Consider the following 15,471-nt stretch of genomic DNA (forward strand, 5'->3'; position numbering starts at 1 on the left):
AATAATCCATCACTTCATTTCGCTTACTATTTTCACTAAGCCCGATGTCAGCTTCGCCAGCTCTTCGGGACGGATGACGAAAGGCGGCATGATGTAAACCAGCCTGCCGAACGGACGCACCCAGATGCCTTCCTCTACGAAGCGGCGTTGCATTCGTGCCATATCGACTTCCCGCCGGGTCTCGATGACACCGATGGCACCCAAGACCCGCACGTCCTTTACCTGCGGAAGCGTACGGGCTGGCTCCAACTCCCTGCGCAACTGTGCTTCGATGCGGCTCACCTTCTCTTGCCAGCCATAAGACAGCAGCAAGTCAATCGAAGCGCACGCCACCGAACACGCCAACGGATTGCCCATAAACGTGGGTCCGTGCATGAACACACGAGGCTCGCACGACGAAATCCCCTCTGCCACTTTCGCATTGGCGAGCACTGCCGAGAACGTCATATATCCTCCGGTCAGTGCCTTGCCGATGCACATAATGTCCGGATTCACCTCGGCGTGTTCCCACGCAAAGAGCTTTCCGGTGCGTCCGAATCCGGTGGCTATCTCGTCGAAGAGCAGCAGAACGCCGTACTCGCGGCACAGCTTTTCGGCTTCGCGCAAGTATTGCGGATGATAGAAACGCATCCCGCCCGCTCCCTGCACAATCGGTTCGAGTATCAATCCAGCCAGTTCTTCGTGATGCTGTTCCATAATGGCGCGCAGCGGAAGGATATCACGTTCGTCCCATTCGCCTCCGAATCGGCTTTCTGGAGCCGGAGCAAACCAGCGTACGGGCAATGCCGAGCCGAACAGGCTGTGCATACCTGTCACAGGGTCGCACACCGACATGGCATTCCACGTATCTCCGTGATAGCCCGAACGGATGGTCACGAAATTGGTCTTCTCGGGATGTCCTGCCGCATACTGGTATTGCACCGCCATTTTCAACGCCACTTCTACTGCCACCGAACCGCTATCGGCATAAAAGATGTGCCGCATCGAGGGAGGAGCTATCCGCAACAGCCGTTTGCCCAAAGCTATGGCTGGCTCGTGCGTCAGTCCGCCGAACATCACGTGCGCCATATCTTTCAGTTGGTTTTCTATCGCCCGATTCAGTTCGGAACGATTGTAACCATGCACGGCACACCACCACGAAGACATTCCGTCTACCAGTTCCGTACCGTCCGCCAACGTAATCATGCATCCTTCCGCCCGCTTCACCTTGTAGGTAGGCAACGGTTCGACCGCCGAAGTATAAGGATGCCACAGATGTTTGCGGTCGAAATCATCGAAAAGCAATTCAACATTCATAGCCTGCTTCTTTTATCCGTTCTACATCTTCTTCCACTTTCGACCCCAGCGTGGTAAGCAAATCGCCTACGATTGCCGAGTTAACTCCCGTGTACAATGCACGGCGCACACAAGCATCGCTCAACTGCGAACGTCCTCCCGCAAAGCGGAGACTGGCTTCGGGATTGACCAAGCGGAACATCGCAATGGTACGCAAGACTTCTTCTTCCGACAAAGATACGGCATCCGCCAACGGCGTTCCTTTTATCGGCTGCAATAAATTGAGCGGAATCGACCGCACCTCCAATTCGCGTAACGCAAAAGCCAATTCCACCCGATGCCCCATTGTTTCGCCCATGCCAATGATGCCTCCGCTACATACGTCCAGTCCTGCCCGCCGTGCTGCCCGAAGCGTTTCTATCTTCTCTTCCTGCGTATGGGTCGTACATAAATGTCCGAAATAAGAAGGCGCCGTCTCTAAGTTGCAATGGTATCGGGTGACTCCCGCCTCGCGTAAGTCGCGCAACTGTGCCTCATCGGCAAGCCCCAACGAAGCGCATAACTGCATACCGCTATGTTGCCGCAAATAAGCGAAACGTCCGCACAAGTCTTTCACTTCCTTATCCGAAGGACGCTTTCCGCTGGTCACCAACGAAAAACGGTTCACGCCTTGTGCCTCATTCAGCCGGGCATGACGAAGGCATTCTTCTTCCGACACCAAACCATATACCTGTACACCCGTATCGTAATGTGCGGATTGGGCGCACCATTTGCAATTCTCCGGACACCGTCCCGACTTCGCGTTGATAATGGAACACATATCAAACTTCCGCGACGCGCATCGCACCGTAATCCGATGTGCCGCCTCGCACAATTCATCCAACGGAGTTTCTTCCACCGCCCGCAATACCTCTTCCGGCTGAAGCGAAGTCCTCTCGTAATCAGCTTTCTCTATTCTTTCTATCATTTGAATTAGTAAGTTTTTAGATTGAAACGCAGATTAACGCAGATTTTCGCAGATATAATAATTAAAAATAAATCTGCGTTAATCTGCGAAAATCTGCGTTTCAACAAACATTCATCTACAAAACAAAAAAGCGGAACGGGAGAAACCCGCTTCCGAGTCTTTCCCATTCCGCTTACCTTATTATATATAGGTATATAACGCTCCGGACAAGAAACCACTTTGCCCGATGCAAATACCATTCTCTGAATCAAGAACGGAAGCAATACGGCATTCCACACCTGAGATACGGACGCAAAGATTCCTCCGCCTCCCGCATCCTGTGCCTCTTCCGTTTCTCCCGCATCGGCAAATGCGGTTACCTGCTTCCGGTTCCCGGTAGAAAAAGATTTGTTCTTGCTCAATGCCGCATCGGCAATGCTCCGGCATACGTGTCCGATAGTCACCGCTTTATGCAGGCTCATAAATGCAGCATAGCCTTTCCGGCTCCAACGGCGGAACCGAATACTGTACGCTTTATATGAACAAACCTTCTTCATTTCATTATTTTATTTAAAACGCAGATTAACGCAGATTTTCGCAAATATAATAATTAAAAATAAATCCGCGTTAATCTGCGAAAATCTGCGTTTCAAAAAACATCAATACGCTACGTTAATATTCCGTTTCATTTCGTCTTCCACTACAGCCATCATGCCTTCCACTTGTGCCAAAGCCAGCATACGGCCATGGAACGAATAACCGGCATTGTAACCTTTGTCTTCATCGCCCAACATCGTACGTCCGTGGTCTACACGCATCGGAAGTCCCGGCTTGATTTGTTCGAAGATACGGATTAAGTCGATGACATGGCCGCGTCCTTCCAGATGCGAACTTTCGATGAAGTTGCCGCCCGGCATAGCCGCCGTACTGCGCAAATGTACGAAATGCGTGCGTGAAGCGAACTTCTTCGCCAATTCGCGTGTATCGTTATGCTCGCCTGCACTCAACGAACCGGCACAGAAAGTCAAGCCGTTGTGCGGATTGTCTACAGCATTCAAGAACCAGGCGATATCTTCTTCATTGGTCACGATACGCGGCAAACCCAAGATTTGGAACGGAGGATCATCGGGATGCACACACATGTTCACACCATACTCTTCGCACACCGGCATAATGGCAGACAAGAAATAACGCATATTCTCACGCAAAGCGGCGCGGTCGATTCCGTCGTACAAAGCCAACAGGTTGCGGAAGATAGCCACCGGATTCTCGTCGCCTTCCTTGATGTTTCCGTTTACGAATCCTTGCGTCTTCACGATAATCGAGTCAATCAGTTCGTCCTTTTCGGCTTCGGTAATCACCTTGTCCAGCTCTGCCACTTTACGCAGTTCTTCTTCCGTATAATTGGCTTCAGCGCCCTTGCGCTTCAGAATCATCGTATCGAAATAAGCGAAACGCACCCGGTCGAAATACAACGAACTGGAACCGTCTGCCCATGGATGTTGCAGGTCGGTACGCACCCAGTCGATAACCGGCATGAAGTTATAGCAAATGGTCTTGATGCCGCATTTACCCAAATTGGCAAGGCTCACCTTGTAATTTTCAATCAATTGGTCACGCTCCGGACCTGCATATTTGATAGCCTCGCATACCGGAAGACTCTCTACTACCGACCAGCGCAAACCGTACGATTCGATGTACGACTTCAGGTCATTGATGGCTTCTACGGTCCATATTTCACCGTTCGGCACATCGTGAAGTGCAGTTACAATACCTTCTACTCCAATTTGTCTCAGCATAGGAAGTGTAATTTTATCTTTCTTCCCAAACCATCTCCAAGTTTTTTCCATCATAGTATTTGAGTATTTTGAATTCCTTTAAAAGACGGCGCAAGTTATCAAGAATCTTCGAAACACGCAAATGTACGTCCCATTTATTTGCCTCCGAAAAGTAATATATACTGCATACGCAGTTTCAATGCACTGAAACCGTCGTAGAAGATAGCTTACTTTGCCAACGCAGTATATATTCGTTTTCGAAGGCATATCTATTTGCCAAGTGCTCTTAGCAAAACGAGAGGTTCTCTTTTAAAAATAGTGAAATATTTCCGTAATTAAGCTGAAAACCCCTTATTCTTAACCATATTTCCTGACACAAAGACTCGGATATACAAAGAACTTTTCTATCTTTGCATCGGAAGAAAAAAAGAATACTTTATAACTCAATTAAAATAATAGAATTATGGAATTTGTAACTAACGAAAAGCTTACCATTGTTGGTGCTGCCGGTATGATCGGTTCTAACATGGCTCAAACTGCCATTATGATGGGTTTGACTCCTAACATCTGTTTGTATGACCCGTATGCTCCGGGCTTGGAAGGCGTAGCTGAAGAATTATACCACTGCGGTTTCGAAGGCGTAAACGTAACTTTCACTTCAGACATCAAAGAAGCGCTGACTGGTGCTAAATATATCGTCAACTCAGGAGGTGCCGCACGTAAGGCAGGCATGACTCGTGAAGACTTGCTGAAAGGCAACGCTGCTATCGCTGAAGAATTCGGTAAGAACGTAAAAGAATATTGCCCGGACGTAAAACACATCGTAGTTATCTTCAACCCGGCTGACATCACTGGTTTGATTACGTTGTTGTACTCTGGCTTGAAACCTTCACAAGTTACTACATTGGCTGCTTTGGACTCTACTCGTCTGCGTAGCGAATTGGCTAAATACTTCAACGTTCCTATGGACGCTGTTGAAAACTGCCGTACTTACGGTGGTCACGGCGAACAAATGGCTGTGTTCGCTTCTACAGCAAAAGTAAACGGCAAACCGTTGACTGACATCATCGGCACTGACGCATTGAGCAAAGAACAATGGGCAGAAATCCAACAGAAAGTAACTAAAGGTGGTGCAAACATCATTGCATTGCGCGGACGTTCTTCATTCCAAAGCCCGGCTTACGTTTCTATCGAAATGATTGGTGCTGCTATGGGTGGTAAAGCATTCCGTTGGCCTGCTGGTACATACATCTCAAACGACAAGTATGACCACATCATGATGGCATGGGAAACTTCAATCACTGCTGACGGTTGCCACTGCGCTGCGCTGAACGGAACTGCAGAAGAACAAGCTGCTTTGGACAAGAGCTATGCTCACCTCTGCGAATTGCGTGACGAAGTTATCGCTATGGGCGTTCTTCCTGCAATCTCTGAATGGAACAAGCTGAACCCGAACATTAAATAATAATAACGTCGACTTTGTTCTCTGAAAAGAGAAGTGTCCCGCTGACGGAAGTTGGCGGGACATTTTTTTATTCATCAGTGTTCATTCCCTAATTCCAAAGACAAACGTAACAATCCGGCTACAAAATTATGTTTGTTATGATGAATGATATGCAAGGCAGGCTGTAACGAAAGCCACGAAGTAATATGGCAATGAATAGTACATTCAATATCCGTTTCATCCCCATCGGCAAACAGCAACCGATTGAACACAATGCCCGCAGTCATATCATTTCGGGCAATACGATTCATCACCAAACCTCCTCCCCAATATCCGTTACATGGAATATCGCGGCTGGTCATAGCAGCACCCTGCCCCAACAAGACCAATTGAGACTTACCCAACAACACTAAAGGTTGTTCCAGCAATCCCCAAAAACCGGTTTCCTTTTCATGGACACTTCCATCCTCGGAAGGCGTTTTCCCATACACATAACCTAGAGTATAACTTGCAGCCTGTTCGCCTTTCGAAGGAAGTTCGTATGAAATACATCCCAGTGTAAACACGCCATCGCTCGAAGGGCAAAAACGAAACTGACGATTGAAAGCATCACTTGCCACACCGTTATAAACACTTGCCTTTAAAGTAAGCCCATTCATCGGAAGACATTCTACGTGAATTCCCATTGCCGAAAGCGGGAAAGTTGCCAATGGATAATTCAAAGAAAGAATCGGATAATCAGCATCGGCTGCACCCGTAAAAAGCCCTGTAGCCGGTGTGGTGAAATAATCGGCATCCACATTACGCAATCCCAACGATACCGAAAAGTATTTGCCAAAAAACTGACGTAAAGAAACCTGCATCAGACGAAGTGGTTTGTTTTCATCGGTATAAATGTTTGACAAGCCTAAATTATCATTATCTACCGCACCTCCTGCCTGATATGTCGCAATTGCCATTCCTTCGAATGCTGCACCTTTCCATAAACCGACATCTACACCTGCCTCTAAATAATTTATCCACGATGTCTTGCCATTTGTCATGCTCCATTCACCTTCGGTTATTGCTGTTAAATTCCATCCTACACGAGAAGATGTTTCTTGCGCCCACACTACCATTCCGCATAAACAAGCAGCAAGCCCTACTAAAATTCGATACATATTCAATCTTTGTTTTCGGTTGCGGCGCAAAGGTAATGAATTTCTTTGTAACTTTGCAACGTTATGATTGACCAAGCTACCATAGACAGAATCATGGATGCCGCACAGATTGTAGATGTGGTATCCGAGTTCGTCACCCTTCGGAAAAGAGGAGTGAACTACATCGGGCTATGTCCTTTCCACAACGAAAAAACTCCTTCATTCAGCGTATCGCCCAGCAAAGGAGTATGCAAATGTTTCAGTTGCGGGAAAGGAGGGAACGTAGTGCATTTCATCATGGAGCATGAACAACTCTCCTACTACGAAGCCTTGAAATGGCTGGCAAAGAAATATAACATCGAAATCAAAGAGCGGGAATTGACAGATGAAGAAAAGCAGGCGCATAGTTTGCGCGAAAGCCTGTTCGTGGTCAACCAGTTCGCTTCGGAATATTTTCAAGACATCCTATATAACAACATCGACGGACAACGTATCGGCATGACTTATCTGCGCGGACGTGGTTTCCGTGACGACATTATCAAAAAGTTCCAATTAGGGTACAGCACTGATAACCACAATGCATTGGCACGTGCTGCTATTCAAAAAGGATACAAAGAAGAATTTCTTGTAAAGACAGGCTTATGCTACCGCAAAGAAGACGGAACATTGCGCGACCGCTTTTGGGGACGTGTCATTTTCCCGGTACATACCATTTCAGGAAAAGTCGTGGCATTTGGCGGACGTGTATTAAGTGCTGCTACGAAAAATGTGCAGATGAAATACGTCAACTCGCCCGAATCGGAGATTTACCACAAGAGCCGGGAACTGTATGGCATCTTTTTCGCCAAACAAGCCATCGTTCGGCAAGACCGTTGTTTTTTAGTAGAAGGTTATACCGATGTCATTTCCATGCACCAAAGCGGCATCGAGAACGTAGTAGCCTCATCTGGAACTGCACTTACTTCCGACCAAATCCGACTGATTCATCGGTTTACCAACAACATCACGGTGCTCTATGACGGAGATGGAGCCGGTATCAAAGCCAGTATCCGAGGCATTGACATGCTATTGGAAGAAGGGATGAACGTAAAAGTATGTTTGCTCCCCGATGGCGATGACCCCGACAGTTTCGCCCGCAAACACAATGCTACAGATTATCAGGCATATATCAACGACCACGAAGTAGACTTTATCCGTTTCAAGACTAATTTATTAATGGAAGAAGCGGGGAAAGACCCTATCAAACGGGCTTCGCTGATATCAAGCATCGTGAAAAGCATTTCGGTAATACCTGATGCCATTGTACGTTCTGTCTATATCCGTGAATGCAGCCAATTGCTTCAAATGGAGGAGAAAGTGCTGATAGAAGCCACAGCAAAGCTCATCGAACAAGCACGTGAAACAAAATTCAAGGAACAGCAGCGCAAGAAGGAACGCGAACAACGTGCCGCAGCCTCCGTTGCCGGACCAATGCAATCTTCTCAACCCATACCCCAAGAGGACGTTCCGATGCCTCAAGTGCCACCCGAACAAGCTGGAAATCAAGAAGTATTGCCCGAACAAGTCGCACCTCCTTTCCAACCGGAAGACATTCCTGTACCTGCAGATACCTATCAAACGTTTATCCCTGCCAACGGTAACGAACAAAAGGTATTCTATGCCAAAGAAGAAGATTTAGTACGGATGCTCATCCGCTACGGAGAGAAAGTGATGTGCTATGTAGAAAATGAAGAAGGCGAACAAATACCACTCACGGTTACAGAATGCATTGCAACGGGATTGAAAGAAGACGACTTACAGTTCCACGCCCCGTTGCATCGTTTGATTCTACAAGAATGTGAAGCACACCTGAACAACCCGAACTTTAATCCCGAACGGTATTTTATTGCACATCCCGATCCTGCCGTCAGCAAACTGGCTGTAGACCTTGTAAGCGACCGTTATCAATTGAGCAAATATCATTCAAAAGGGCAAAAAATTGTAACCGACGAGGAACGGCTCTACGAACTAATTCCCCGTTTACTACTTGACTTTAAGCTTTCGATTGTAGAGGAAGAAATGAAAAATACCCTTCAGGCACTGACTAATCCAGAAATAGCCAACGACCCACAACGCTGTATGGAGATAATGAAACGCTACAAAGAATTGCAAGAAACACAAAGCGTCATGGCACAACATGCCGGTGACCGTGTAGTACTAAAACTATAACCCATCACGAAATCACAGACCAATTCACGTTCTTTTTCCTCAATTCCTTCAGCTGTTGCCAGATAACGGCATTCTCCGGAAGTATGCCTTGCGGGTCCGTTTCAAGCAAACGCTCTGCCACTTCGCGAACATACTGGAGGAGCTGACCATCACGGGCAATATCAGCAATTTTCAAATCAAATGCCACACCACTTTGTTGCGTACCTTCCAAATCACCCGGTCCACGAAGTTTCAGGTCAGCTTCGGCTATCTCGAAACCATCGTTTGTATCTACCATGATTTGAATGCGTTTACGGGTGTCTTCAGTCAGCTTATAGCCTGTAACGAGGATGCAATACGACTGGTCGGCTCCACGTCCTACCCTTCCTCTTAGCTGGTGAAGTTGCGACAAACCGAAGCGTTCAGCGTTCTCGATAACCATAACCGAAGCATTGGGCACATTCACTCCAACCTCGATAACGGTAGTCGCTACAAGTATTTGGGTCTCCTTCTCAATGAAACGTTGCATCTCCGCATCTTTCTCCGCCGCCTTCATCTTGCCGTGTACCTTACTCACCTTGTATTCGGGAAAAGCTTCGCACACGTGCAGATAACCATCTTCCAAGTTCTTAATATCCATCTTTTCGCTTTCCTGAATCAGCGGGTAGACAATATATGCCTGCCTGCCTTCTTGAAGTTGTTTGCGGATAAAGGTGTACAGCACAGCCCTACGGTTATCAAACTGGTGAATAGTCTGTATCGGCTTACGTCCTGGAGGAAGTTCGTCAATCACCGATACATCCAAATCACCGTATAACGTCATGGCAAGTGTACGGGGAATAGGCGTAGCTGTCATCACCAACACATGAGGCGGGCATGTATTCTTCTTCCAAAGCTTGGCACGCTGGGCTACCCCGAAACGATGTTGCTCGTCAATGACCACCAAGCCGAGTGAAGCAAAATTGACAGTATCTTCTATTACGGCATGTGTACCGATAAGTATCTTCACCTCTCCTGCCACTAAATCTTGCAGAATGGTTTCGCGCCGTTTGCCTTTTACGTTTCCCGTTAGCAATTCTACTCGAACCGGCATTTCCGCAAGAAAACGGGTAATGGTTTCGTAATGTTGGTTGGCAAGAATTTCAGTCGGTGCCATCATACACGCCTGATAGCCGTTGTCGAGTGCTATCAGCATCGTCATCAATGCCACAAGTGTTTTCCCGCTTCCTACATCTCCTTGAAGCAAACGATTCATCTGTCTGCCGCTCTTCATGTCACGGCGCATTTCCTTGATAACCCGCTTCTGTGCTCCGGTTAATTGAAAAGGAAGATTCTGCGCATAAAAGGTATTGAATATTTCACCGACCTTACCGAATATTAATCCACGGAACTTATTACGACGCTCCAATGTATAACGCAGGATATTCAACTGTACATAAAAAAGCTCCTCAAACTTCAGACGATATTGGGCACGCCGAAGCAAATCGGGATTCTGAGGAAAATGAATATTATACAATGCATCGTTTAACGGCATCAAATGATGCTGTTCTATCAATAGCGGACTAAGTGTCTCTTCAATTTCCTCCCGCTGGAGGGCAACAAAAAGATTCTTCATCAACTTCTCTATCGCATGCGAGTTGAGGTTGCTCCGCTTCATTTTTTCGGTTGTATTATAATAAGGTTGAAGCCCCATATTCGAAAGCACCAATTCATCTGCCGGGTCAATATCAGGATGAGCGATGTTGATACGCCCGTTAAATACGGTCGGCTTGCCAAAAACAATGTAAGGCTCGCGTGCCTTGTATTTGCCTTCGATGAATTTCAAGCCTTGAAACCAAACCAAATCGACCACCCCGGTACCATCCGAGAAATGTCCAACCAACCTTCGTTGCCTTCCTTCGCCGAACGTCTCAAAACTCAACACCTGCCCACGCAACTGGATATAAGGCATATTCCCGTCTATCTCGTGGATGTAATACAGCCGGCTACGGTCTACGTATTTATAAGGGAAATAATACAGCAAGTCCTTGAAAGAACGGATATTCAGTTCCTTCTCCAAAATAGCAGCCCGCTGGGGACCTACACCTTGCAAATACTTTATATCACGCAATGACAAGTCGGACATATATTATATCAACATTTCTGCCAGTTTTAAGTCGAACGGTGTAGTCAATTTGATGTTCTCACGATTTCCTTTGACCAATTCCACCCGATGCCCAAACGCTTCCACTACCGAAGCATCATCGGTAAAGGCGGATGTATAAGGCTGGGCATACGCTTGCTTCAACAACGACGCACGAAAAACTTGAGGAGTCTGTACTAATTTATAACGGTCGCGCGGAACGGTTTCGCTTTCTCCGTCTTCCAATATCCAACGGACTGTTTCCACCACATCTATTACAGGAATTGCCGCACCCTTCCGCTCTGCCATCCGATAACATTCCGCTATCACGTCAAGTGACACAAAAGGACGTACTCCGTCGTGCACCCCCACCAAAGCATCTTCTTCCTCCACTAAAGCCAGCCCGTTCTTTACCGAATGGAAACGAGTCTCGCCCCCATCGGCTATCTGATGCGGGAGTGTAAAGGCATACTCTTGACATAAATGTTTCCAATAATCTTGCTGGTCTACCGGAAGCACCACAATCAAATGAATAGCCTTATCGTATGCATAAAAGGCTTCTAAGGTACGCATCAAGACGGGTTTCCCTTTTATCGGAAGAAACTGTTTAGGTATGTCTCCTCCCATACGCAAGCCTTTGCCTCCGGCTACAGCTATCAGATAAGTATTCATAATTTATTCTTATTGACATTGTTTGATGGATGTCCGCATTTTACCAAATTACCTGTAGGGGCAGGGTTTGCCTGCCCAAATGCGCCCACAGATACATACGTTGATGTATTCGGGCGGGCAAACCCCGCTCCTACATTGGCAATTTGCAGATATCCATATATTATATCAATGTATTCTTATTCGGCAAAAAGCATTCCGCCTTTCACTTCTGCCACCTTAGCGGCTCCGGCAAATTTCTCAAGGATAGCGAAGCCGAACATATATGCGGCAGCCGGCCCTTTGCCCAAAATGAAGTTATCGGCAATTTCCACCATATTGCCGGTGTATTCCGCTCCTTCCAAGAACTTGTCGAATCCTGGATAGCAAGTAGCCTTCTTTCCTTTCAGCAAACCACGCTTTCCATAGACCATCGGAGCCGCGCAAATGGCTGCAAGCGGTTTTCCGGCTGCGGCAAAGCTACGCACCAAAGCATCCAACCCTGCATGCGCATCCAAATTGGTCGCACCGGGAAGTCCGCCCGGCAATACAATCATTTCAATGTCTGCTTCGTTCAAGTCTTCTATCAGGCAATCTGCCACAACAGGTACACCGTGTGCACCGGTTACGGTGGGTTCACCCATTACAGATACAGTCTTCACACTCAAACCTCCCCGACGCAAGATGTCAAGCGGGAAAAGGGCTTCCACTTCTTCAAAGCCCGTAGCTAAAAAAATGCAAATCGATTTCATACGCTTATTTCAGTTTAAAATAATAAGTAATTGTTCCTGACTGGTTATTCACACCGTCCACTTGATTGAACCTTGCACGGCGTGCCGCTTCTTCTGCCGCACGTCTCAATGCCGGATTCACCGTATTGGTCCGTTTATTTATCTGCGTACTGATTACCCTGCCCGACGGGTCTACCACAATAGTAACCACCACACGTCCTTCGTCTTGCACATTATATACCGGCAAAGGCAAACCTCCAGGACCCAACGAACGTCCGTTCAAGTCGAATACGCCCGATGCTCCGACTCCCGATGTCTTCCCTTCGTTTCCGTTTCCGGTAGGACTTCCTTGATTTCCTTCGCCTTCACTCTTTCCGGTACTGCCCATCTTGGCTCCTTTCCCGAATGCGCCGGCAATCTTACTTGATGCCGCTTGTGCCGCGGCGCGTTCTGCTTCGGCACGCTTTTCAGCTTCGGTCTTTTCCTTCGGTTTCGGACGCTCTTCCGTTACTTCCTCCTTCACGACCGGCTTTTCTTTTCGTTGCTGTTCTTGCCGGGGCTCTTCTTTTTTCACTTGCAAAGAAGGTTCGTCGGTTTGAGTTATCAACGGCTGTTCGTCTCCACCGTCAGGCAAAGACGCTTCCGATTCCGATGCCGCAGGCTGAGGAAGCAAGTCCACTTCAGTCAAGGTATAAGGGTCAGCATCGCCTTGTCCCATATCGCTGTCTCCCAACATAACGGGCACACCACCCTCTTCCTGCTTTTCGGGAAGGACAAGCACATACAAGAACAAAAACACGAGGACTGCAACATGCAGCACCACGGTTCCGATTATTCCGATTATCTTGCTTCGTTTCACAATTCTTGTTTTATTTGGAAGTTAAAAAGGAGTTATGCTTCGCAGGAGTTATGCTTCGCAGGAGTTAAAAGCCAAGACTCATCCTGTCGTAGTAAAACTATTGGTCTCTAACTCCTTGAAATAACTCCTTTTTACTCCCTGAAATAACTCCTAAAATTTAATTTACTCTTTATCAGGTCTTCGCGTAGCAAGCACCATTTTATAATGGTTTTCGTTAGCTATGTTCAACACCCGTATGATTTCCCGATACGGAATTGACTCATCGGCATACAATGCTACATACATTTCCGGTTCTCTTGCGGCACATTCCTGTAAGAAGGAAGGCACTTCATCCAGCGATAAGGGCATCTCATCATCGTTGCCGAAAGCACCGTAATAATTCAAATCCTTATCTATAATCACCCGTACCATCGGCTTTGCCGAAGTCTGCTCCGAACCTTGAGGCAACAAGACCTTAATGGCATTGGGCGAGACTACCGTAGAAGTAATCATAAAAAATATCAGCAACAGGAAAATGAGGTCGGTCATCGACGACATACTGAAGCTGGGCGATATTTTCTGTCTTCGTTTCAACGCCATAGCTTATCAGTTTTCGTTGGGTTCATTTATCAAGTCCATAAATGCCATCGTGCGGGCTTCCATTTGGCTAACCACTTTATCTACTCGATAGACCAGATGGTTATAGGCGAACATTGCCGCGATGCCGACCACCAAACCACCTACCGTAGTAATCATCGCTTCGTAAATACCACTTGAAAGCAACGTAATGTCAATGTTATTACCGGCATTCGCCATATTCCAAAAGGCACGCACCATACCGGTTACCGTTCCCAAGAAACCCAACATCGGTGCGCCACTCGATACTGTTGCGATAATAGCCAAACCATTCTCTAGTTTGGCAACCTCGATATTACCCGTATTCTCAATAGCCGCTTGCACATCCGATACCGGACGTCCCATGCGGGTAATACCTTTCTCAATCATGCGTGCCGACGGAGTATTCACCATCCGGCAATAATTGATAGCGGACTTGATTTCACCCGTCTTGATGTAATCCCGGATACGGTCCATAAACAAAGGGTCTTCCTTTGCCGCCTTGCGGATAGCAAAAGCGCGTTCAAAGAAAACATAAAAGGCAATGACCGACATGATTGCCAATACAATCATAATCCAGCCACCTTTGCATGCCATATCCCACAAATTCATTTCCGGTTCTCCCGAAGCTACAGGAGTCAGTACCGGATTCGTTCCTGCCAATGTGTCGGCAACGGTCTGTGCCGCTGCCAGCAATGTCATAGTCATCATACTCTTTCCAGTTTGTTATTTCTTCGTTGTATTTAATTTTATTATCTTTGCGTCCAACAAAGTGCAAAGTTAGCAGAATTTACGAACAACCTGCTCTCTTTACCGAATAAAGATTGATAAAAAGCTACAAGATATGCAACGGATTCTCAAATTCGCCCTTTTCGGGAACACATACCAGGAACATAAGTCGGCACACGTGACGCACCTGCTCGACATTCTGCGAAGCAAACATGCCGAAATATGCATCAGCAACGACTTCTACGATTTCCTGAAGCAACATACCAAAGCCAACCTGAAAGGATTGAAGATTTTTCAAGGGAATGATTTCAATGCCGATATGGTACTCAGCATCGGAGGAGACGGAACCTTCCTGCGTGCGGCAAGCCGGGTAGGCAAAAAGGAAATCCCTATCTTAGGCATCAATACCGGACGGTTGGGATTCCTTGCCGATGTTTCTCCCAATCAAATGGAAGAAGCTTTCGAAGAAATCTACGAAGGAAAGTACCTTGCCGAACCGCGGCGGGTGTTGCATCTCTCCACCGAAAACCATGTATTGAAAGGTTATCCTTTTGCACTGAATGAGATAGCAGTCTTAAAGCAAGATTCTTCGTCAATGATTACTATCCGTGCCTATATTAATAATGAGTTGCTCTGCACTTATCAGGCAGACGGCCTGATTGTAGCCACACCTACCGGCTCCACCGGTTATTCATTAAGTGTGGGCGGCCCGATTCTTGTCCCTCAAAGCGGTACGATCAGCCTTACCGCCGTAGCTCCGCACAGCCTCAACATACGCCCTATCGTGATACGTGACGAATGGGAAATCATGCTTGACATCGAAAGCCGGAACCATAACTTCCTGATTTCGGTAGACGGGCGAAGCGAGACATGCCGCGAAGGCACCCGCTTGCGCATTACCCGTGCTGACTATTTCGTGCGCATCGTGAAGCGGTGCAACCATACGTTCTTCAATACGCTTCGCGAAAAGATGATGTGGGGAGTAGACGGACGAATGGAACGATTGTGATTACCTCTAA

14 protein-coding genes are annotated in these 15,471 nt (G+C 47.1%); 3 read left to right on the forward strand and 11 right to left on the reverse strand.

The features are described 5' to 3' along the window. Positions 1-9 precede the first annotated feature (9 nt). The 4 genes from bioA to uxuA form a co-directional block, all read right to left on the reverse strand. Positions 10-1,296 (reverse strand): adenosylmethionine--8-amino-7-oxononanoate transaminase, encoded by a 1,287-nt coding sequence (gene bioA, locus B5F91_RS00365; protein ID WP_087427150.1) that lies wholly within the window; start codon positions 1,294-1,296, stop codon positions 10-12. Beyond that, a complete protein-coding gene (gene bioB, locus B5F91_RS00370; RefSeq protein ID WP_087427151.1) occupies positions 1,286-2,242 on the reverse strand; it encodes a biotin synthase BioB in 957 nt (318 codons plus the stop codon). Before bioB ends, bioA begins: the two co-directional genes overlap by 11 nt. 5 nt (positions 2,243-2,247) lie before the next feature. Next, entirely contained in the window at positions 2,248-2,778 is a 531-nt protein-coding gene (locus tag B5F91_RS00375; RefSeq protein ID WP_087427152.1) for a hypothetical protein, read from the reverse strand. A 102-nt stretch (positions 2,779-2,880) separates the two neighbouring features. Next, complete coding sequence (gene uxuA, locus B5F91_RS00380) at positions 2,881-4,074, reverse strand: mannonate dehydratase (protein WP_204244642.1); 1,194 nt, start codon at positions 4,072-4,074, stop codon at positions 2,881-2,883. 388 nt (positions 4,075-4,462) lie between these two features. On the opposite strand from uxuA, the gene B5F91_RS00385 reads away from it, so the two are divergent. Continuing rightward, positions 4,463-5,464 (forward strand): malate dehydrogenase, encoded by a 1,002-nt coding sequence (locus B5F91_RS00385; RefSeq protein ID WP_022039409.1) that lies wholly within the window; start codon positions 4,463-4,465, stop codon positions 5,462-5,464. Between the two features lie 74 nt (positions 5,465-5,538). On the opposite strand, the gene B5F91_RS00390 is transcribed toward B5F91_RS00385, so the two are convergent. Then, a complete protein-coding gene (locus B5F91_RS00390; protein WP_087427153.1) occupies positions 5,539-6,603 on the reverse strand; it encodes a carbohydrate porin in 1,065 nt (354 codons plus the stop codon). A gap of 63 nt (positions 6,604-6,666) precedes the next feature. On the opposite strand from B5F91_RS00390, the gene dnaG reads away from it, so the two are divergent. Beyond that, positions 6,667-8,790, forward strand: coding sequence for a DNA primase (gene dnaG / locus B5F91_RS00395; RefSeq protein ID WP_087427154.1), 2,124 nt, complete (start codon positions 6,667-6,669; stop codon positions 8,788-8,790). Positions 8,791-8,794: 4 nt separating this feature from the next. On the opposite strand, the gene recG is transcribed toward dnaG, so the two are convergent. From recG to B5F91_RS00425, 6 genes are all read right to left on the reverse strand, one after another. Next, positions 8,795-10,894 (reverse strand): ATP-dependent DNA helicase RecG, encoded by a 2,100-nt coding sequence (gene recG / locus B5F91_RS00400; protein WP_087427155.1) that lies wholly within the window; start codon positions 10,892-10,894, stop codon positions 8,795-8,797. 3 nt (positions 10,895-10,897) lie between these two features. Next, the gene (locus tag B5F91_RS00405; protein ID WP_087427156.1) at positions 10,898-11,563 is read right to left on the reverse strand and encodes a 2-C-methyl-D-erythritol 4-phosphate cytidylyltransferase; all 666 of its coding nucleotides are present in this window, start codon (positions 11,561-11,563) and stop codon (positions 10,898-10,900) included. A gap of 176 nt (positions 11,564-11,739) precedes the next feature. Beyond that, positions 11,740-12,291 (reverse strand): DJ-1 family glyoxalase III, encoded by a 552-nt coding sequence (locus B5F91_RS00410; RefSeq protein ID WP_087427157.1) that lies wholly within the window; start codon positions 12,289-12,291, stop codon positions 11,740-11,742. Positions 12,292-12,295: 4 nt separating this feature from the next. Continuing rightward, positions 12,296-13,129, reverse strand: coding sequence for a TonB family protein (locus B5F91_RS00415; RefSeq protein ID WP_087427158.1), 834 nt, complete (start codon positions 13,127-13,129; stop codon positions 12,296-12,298). 162 nt (positions 13,130-13,291) lie between these two features. Further along, on the reverse strand, positions 13,292-13,708 hold the full coding sequence (locus tag B5F91_RS00420) for a biopolymer transporter ExbD (RefSeq protein WP_087427159.1): 417 nt from the start codon (positions 13,706-13,708) through the stop codon (positions 13,292-13,294). A gap of 6 nt (positions 13,709-13,714) precedes the next feature. Beyond that, a complete protein-coding gene (locus tag B5F91_RS00425) occupies positions 13,715-14,434 on the reverse strand; it encodes a MotA/TolQ/ExbB proton channel family protein (protein WP_087427160.1) in 720 nt (239 codons plus the stop codon). Between the two features lie 133 nt (positions 14,435-14,567). Here B5F91_RS00425 and B5F91_RS00430 point away from each other — a divergent pair, with 133 nt between their 5' ends. Next, the gene (locus tag B5F91_RS00430; RefSeq protein WP_087427161.1) at positions 14,568-15,461 is read left to right on the forward strand and encodes an NAD kinase; all 894 of its coding nucleotides are present in this window, start codon (positions 14,568-14,570) and stop codon (positions 15,459-15,461) included. Positions 15,462-15,471: the final 10 nt, after the last annotated feature.

Source organism: Bacteroides sp. An322, assembly GCF_002161765.1.
GTDB classification, from domain to species: Bacteria; Bacteroidota; Bacteroidia; order Bacteroidales; family Bacteroidaceae; genus Phocaeicola; species Phocaeicola merdavium.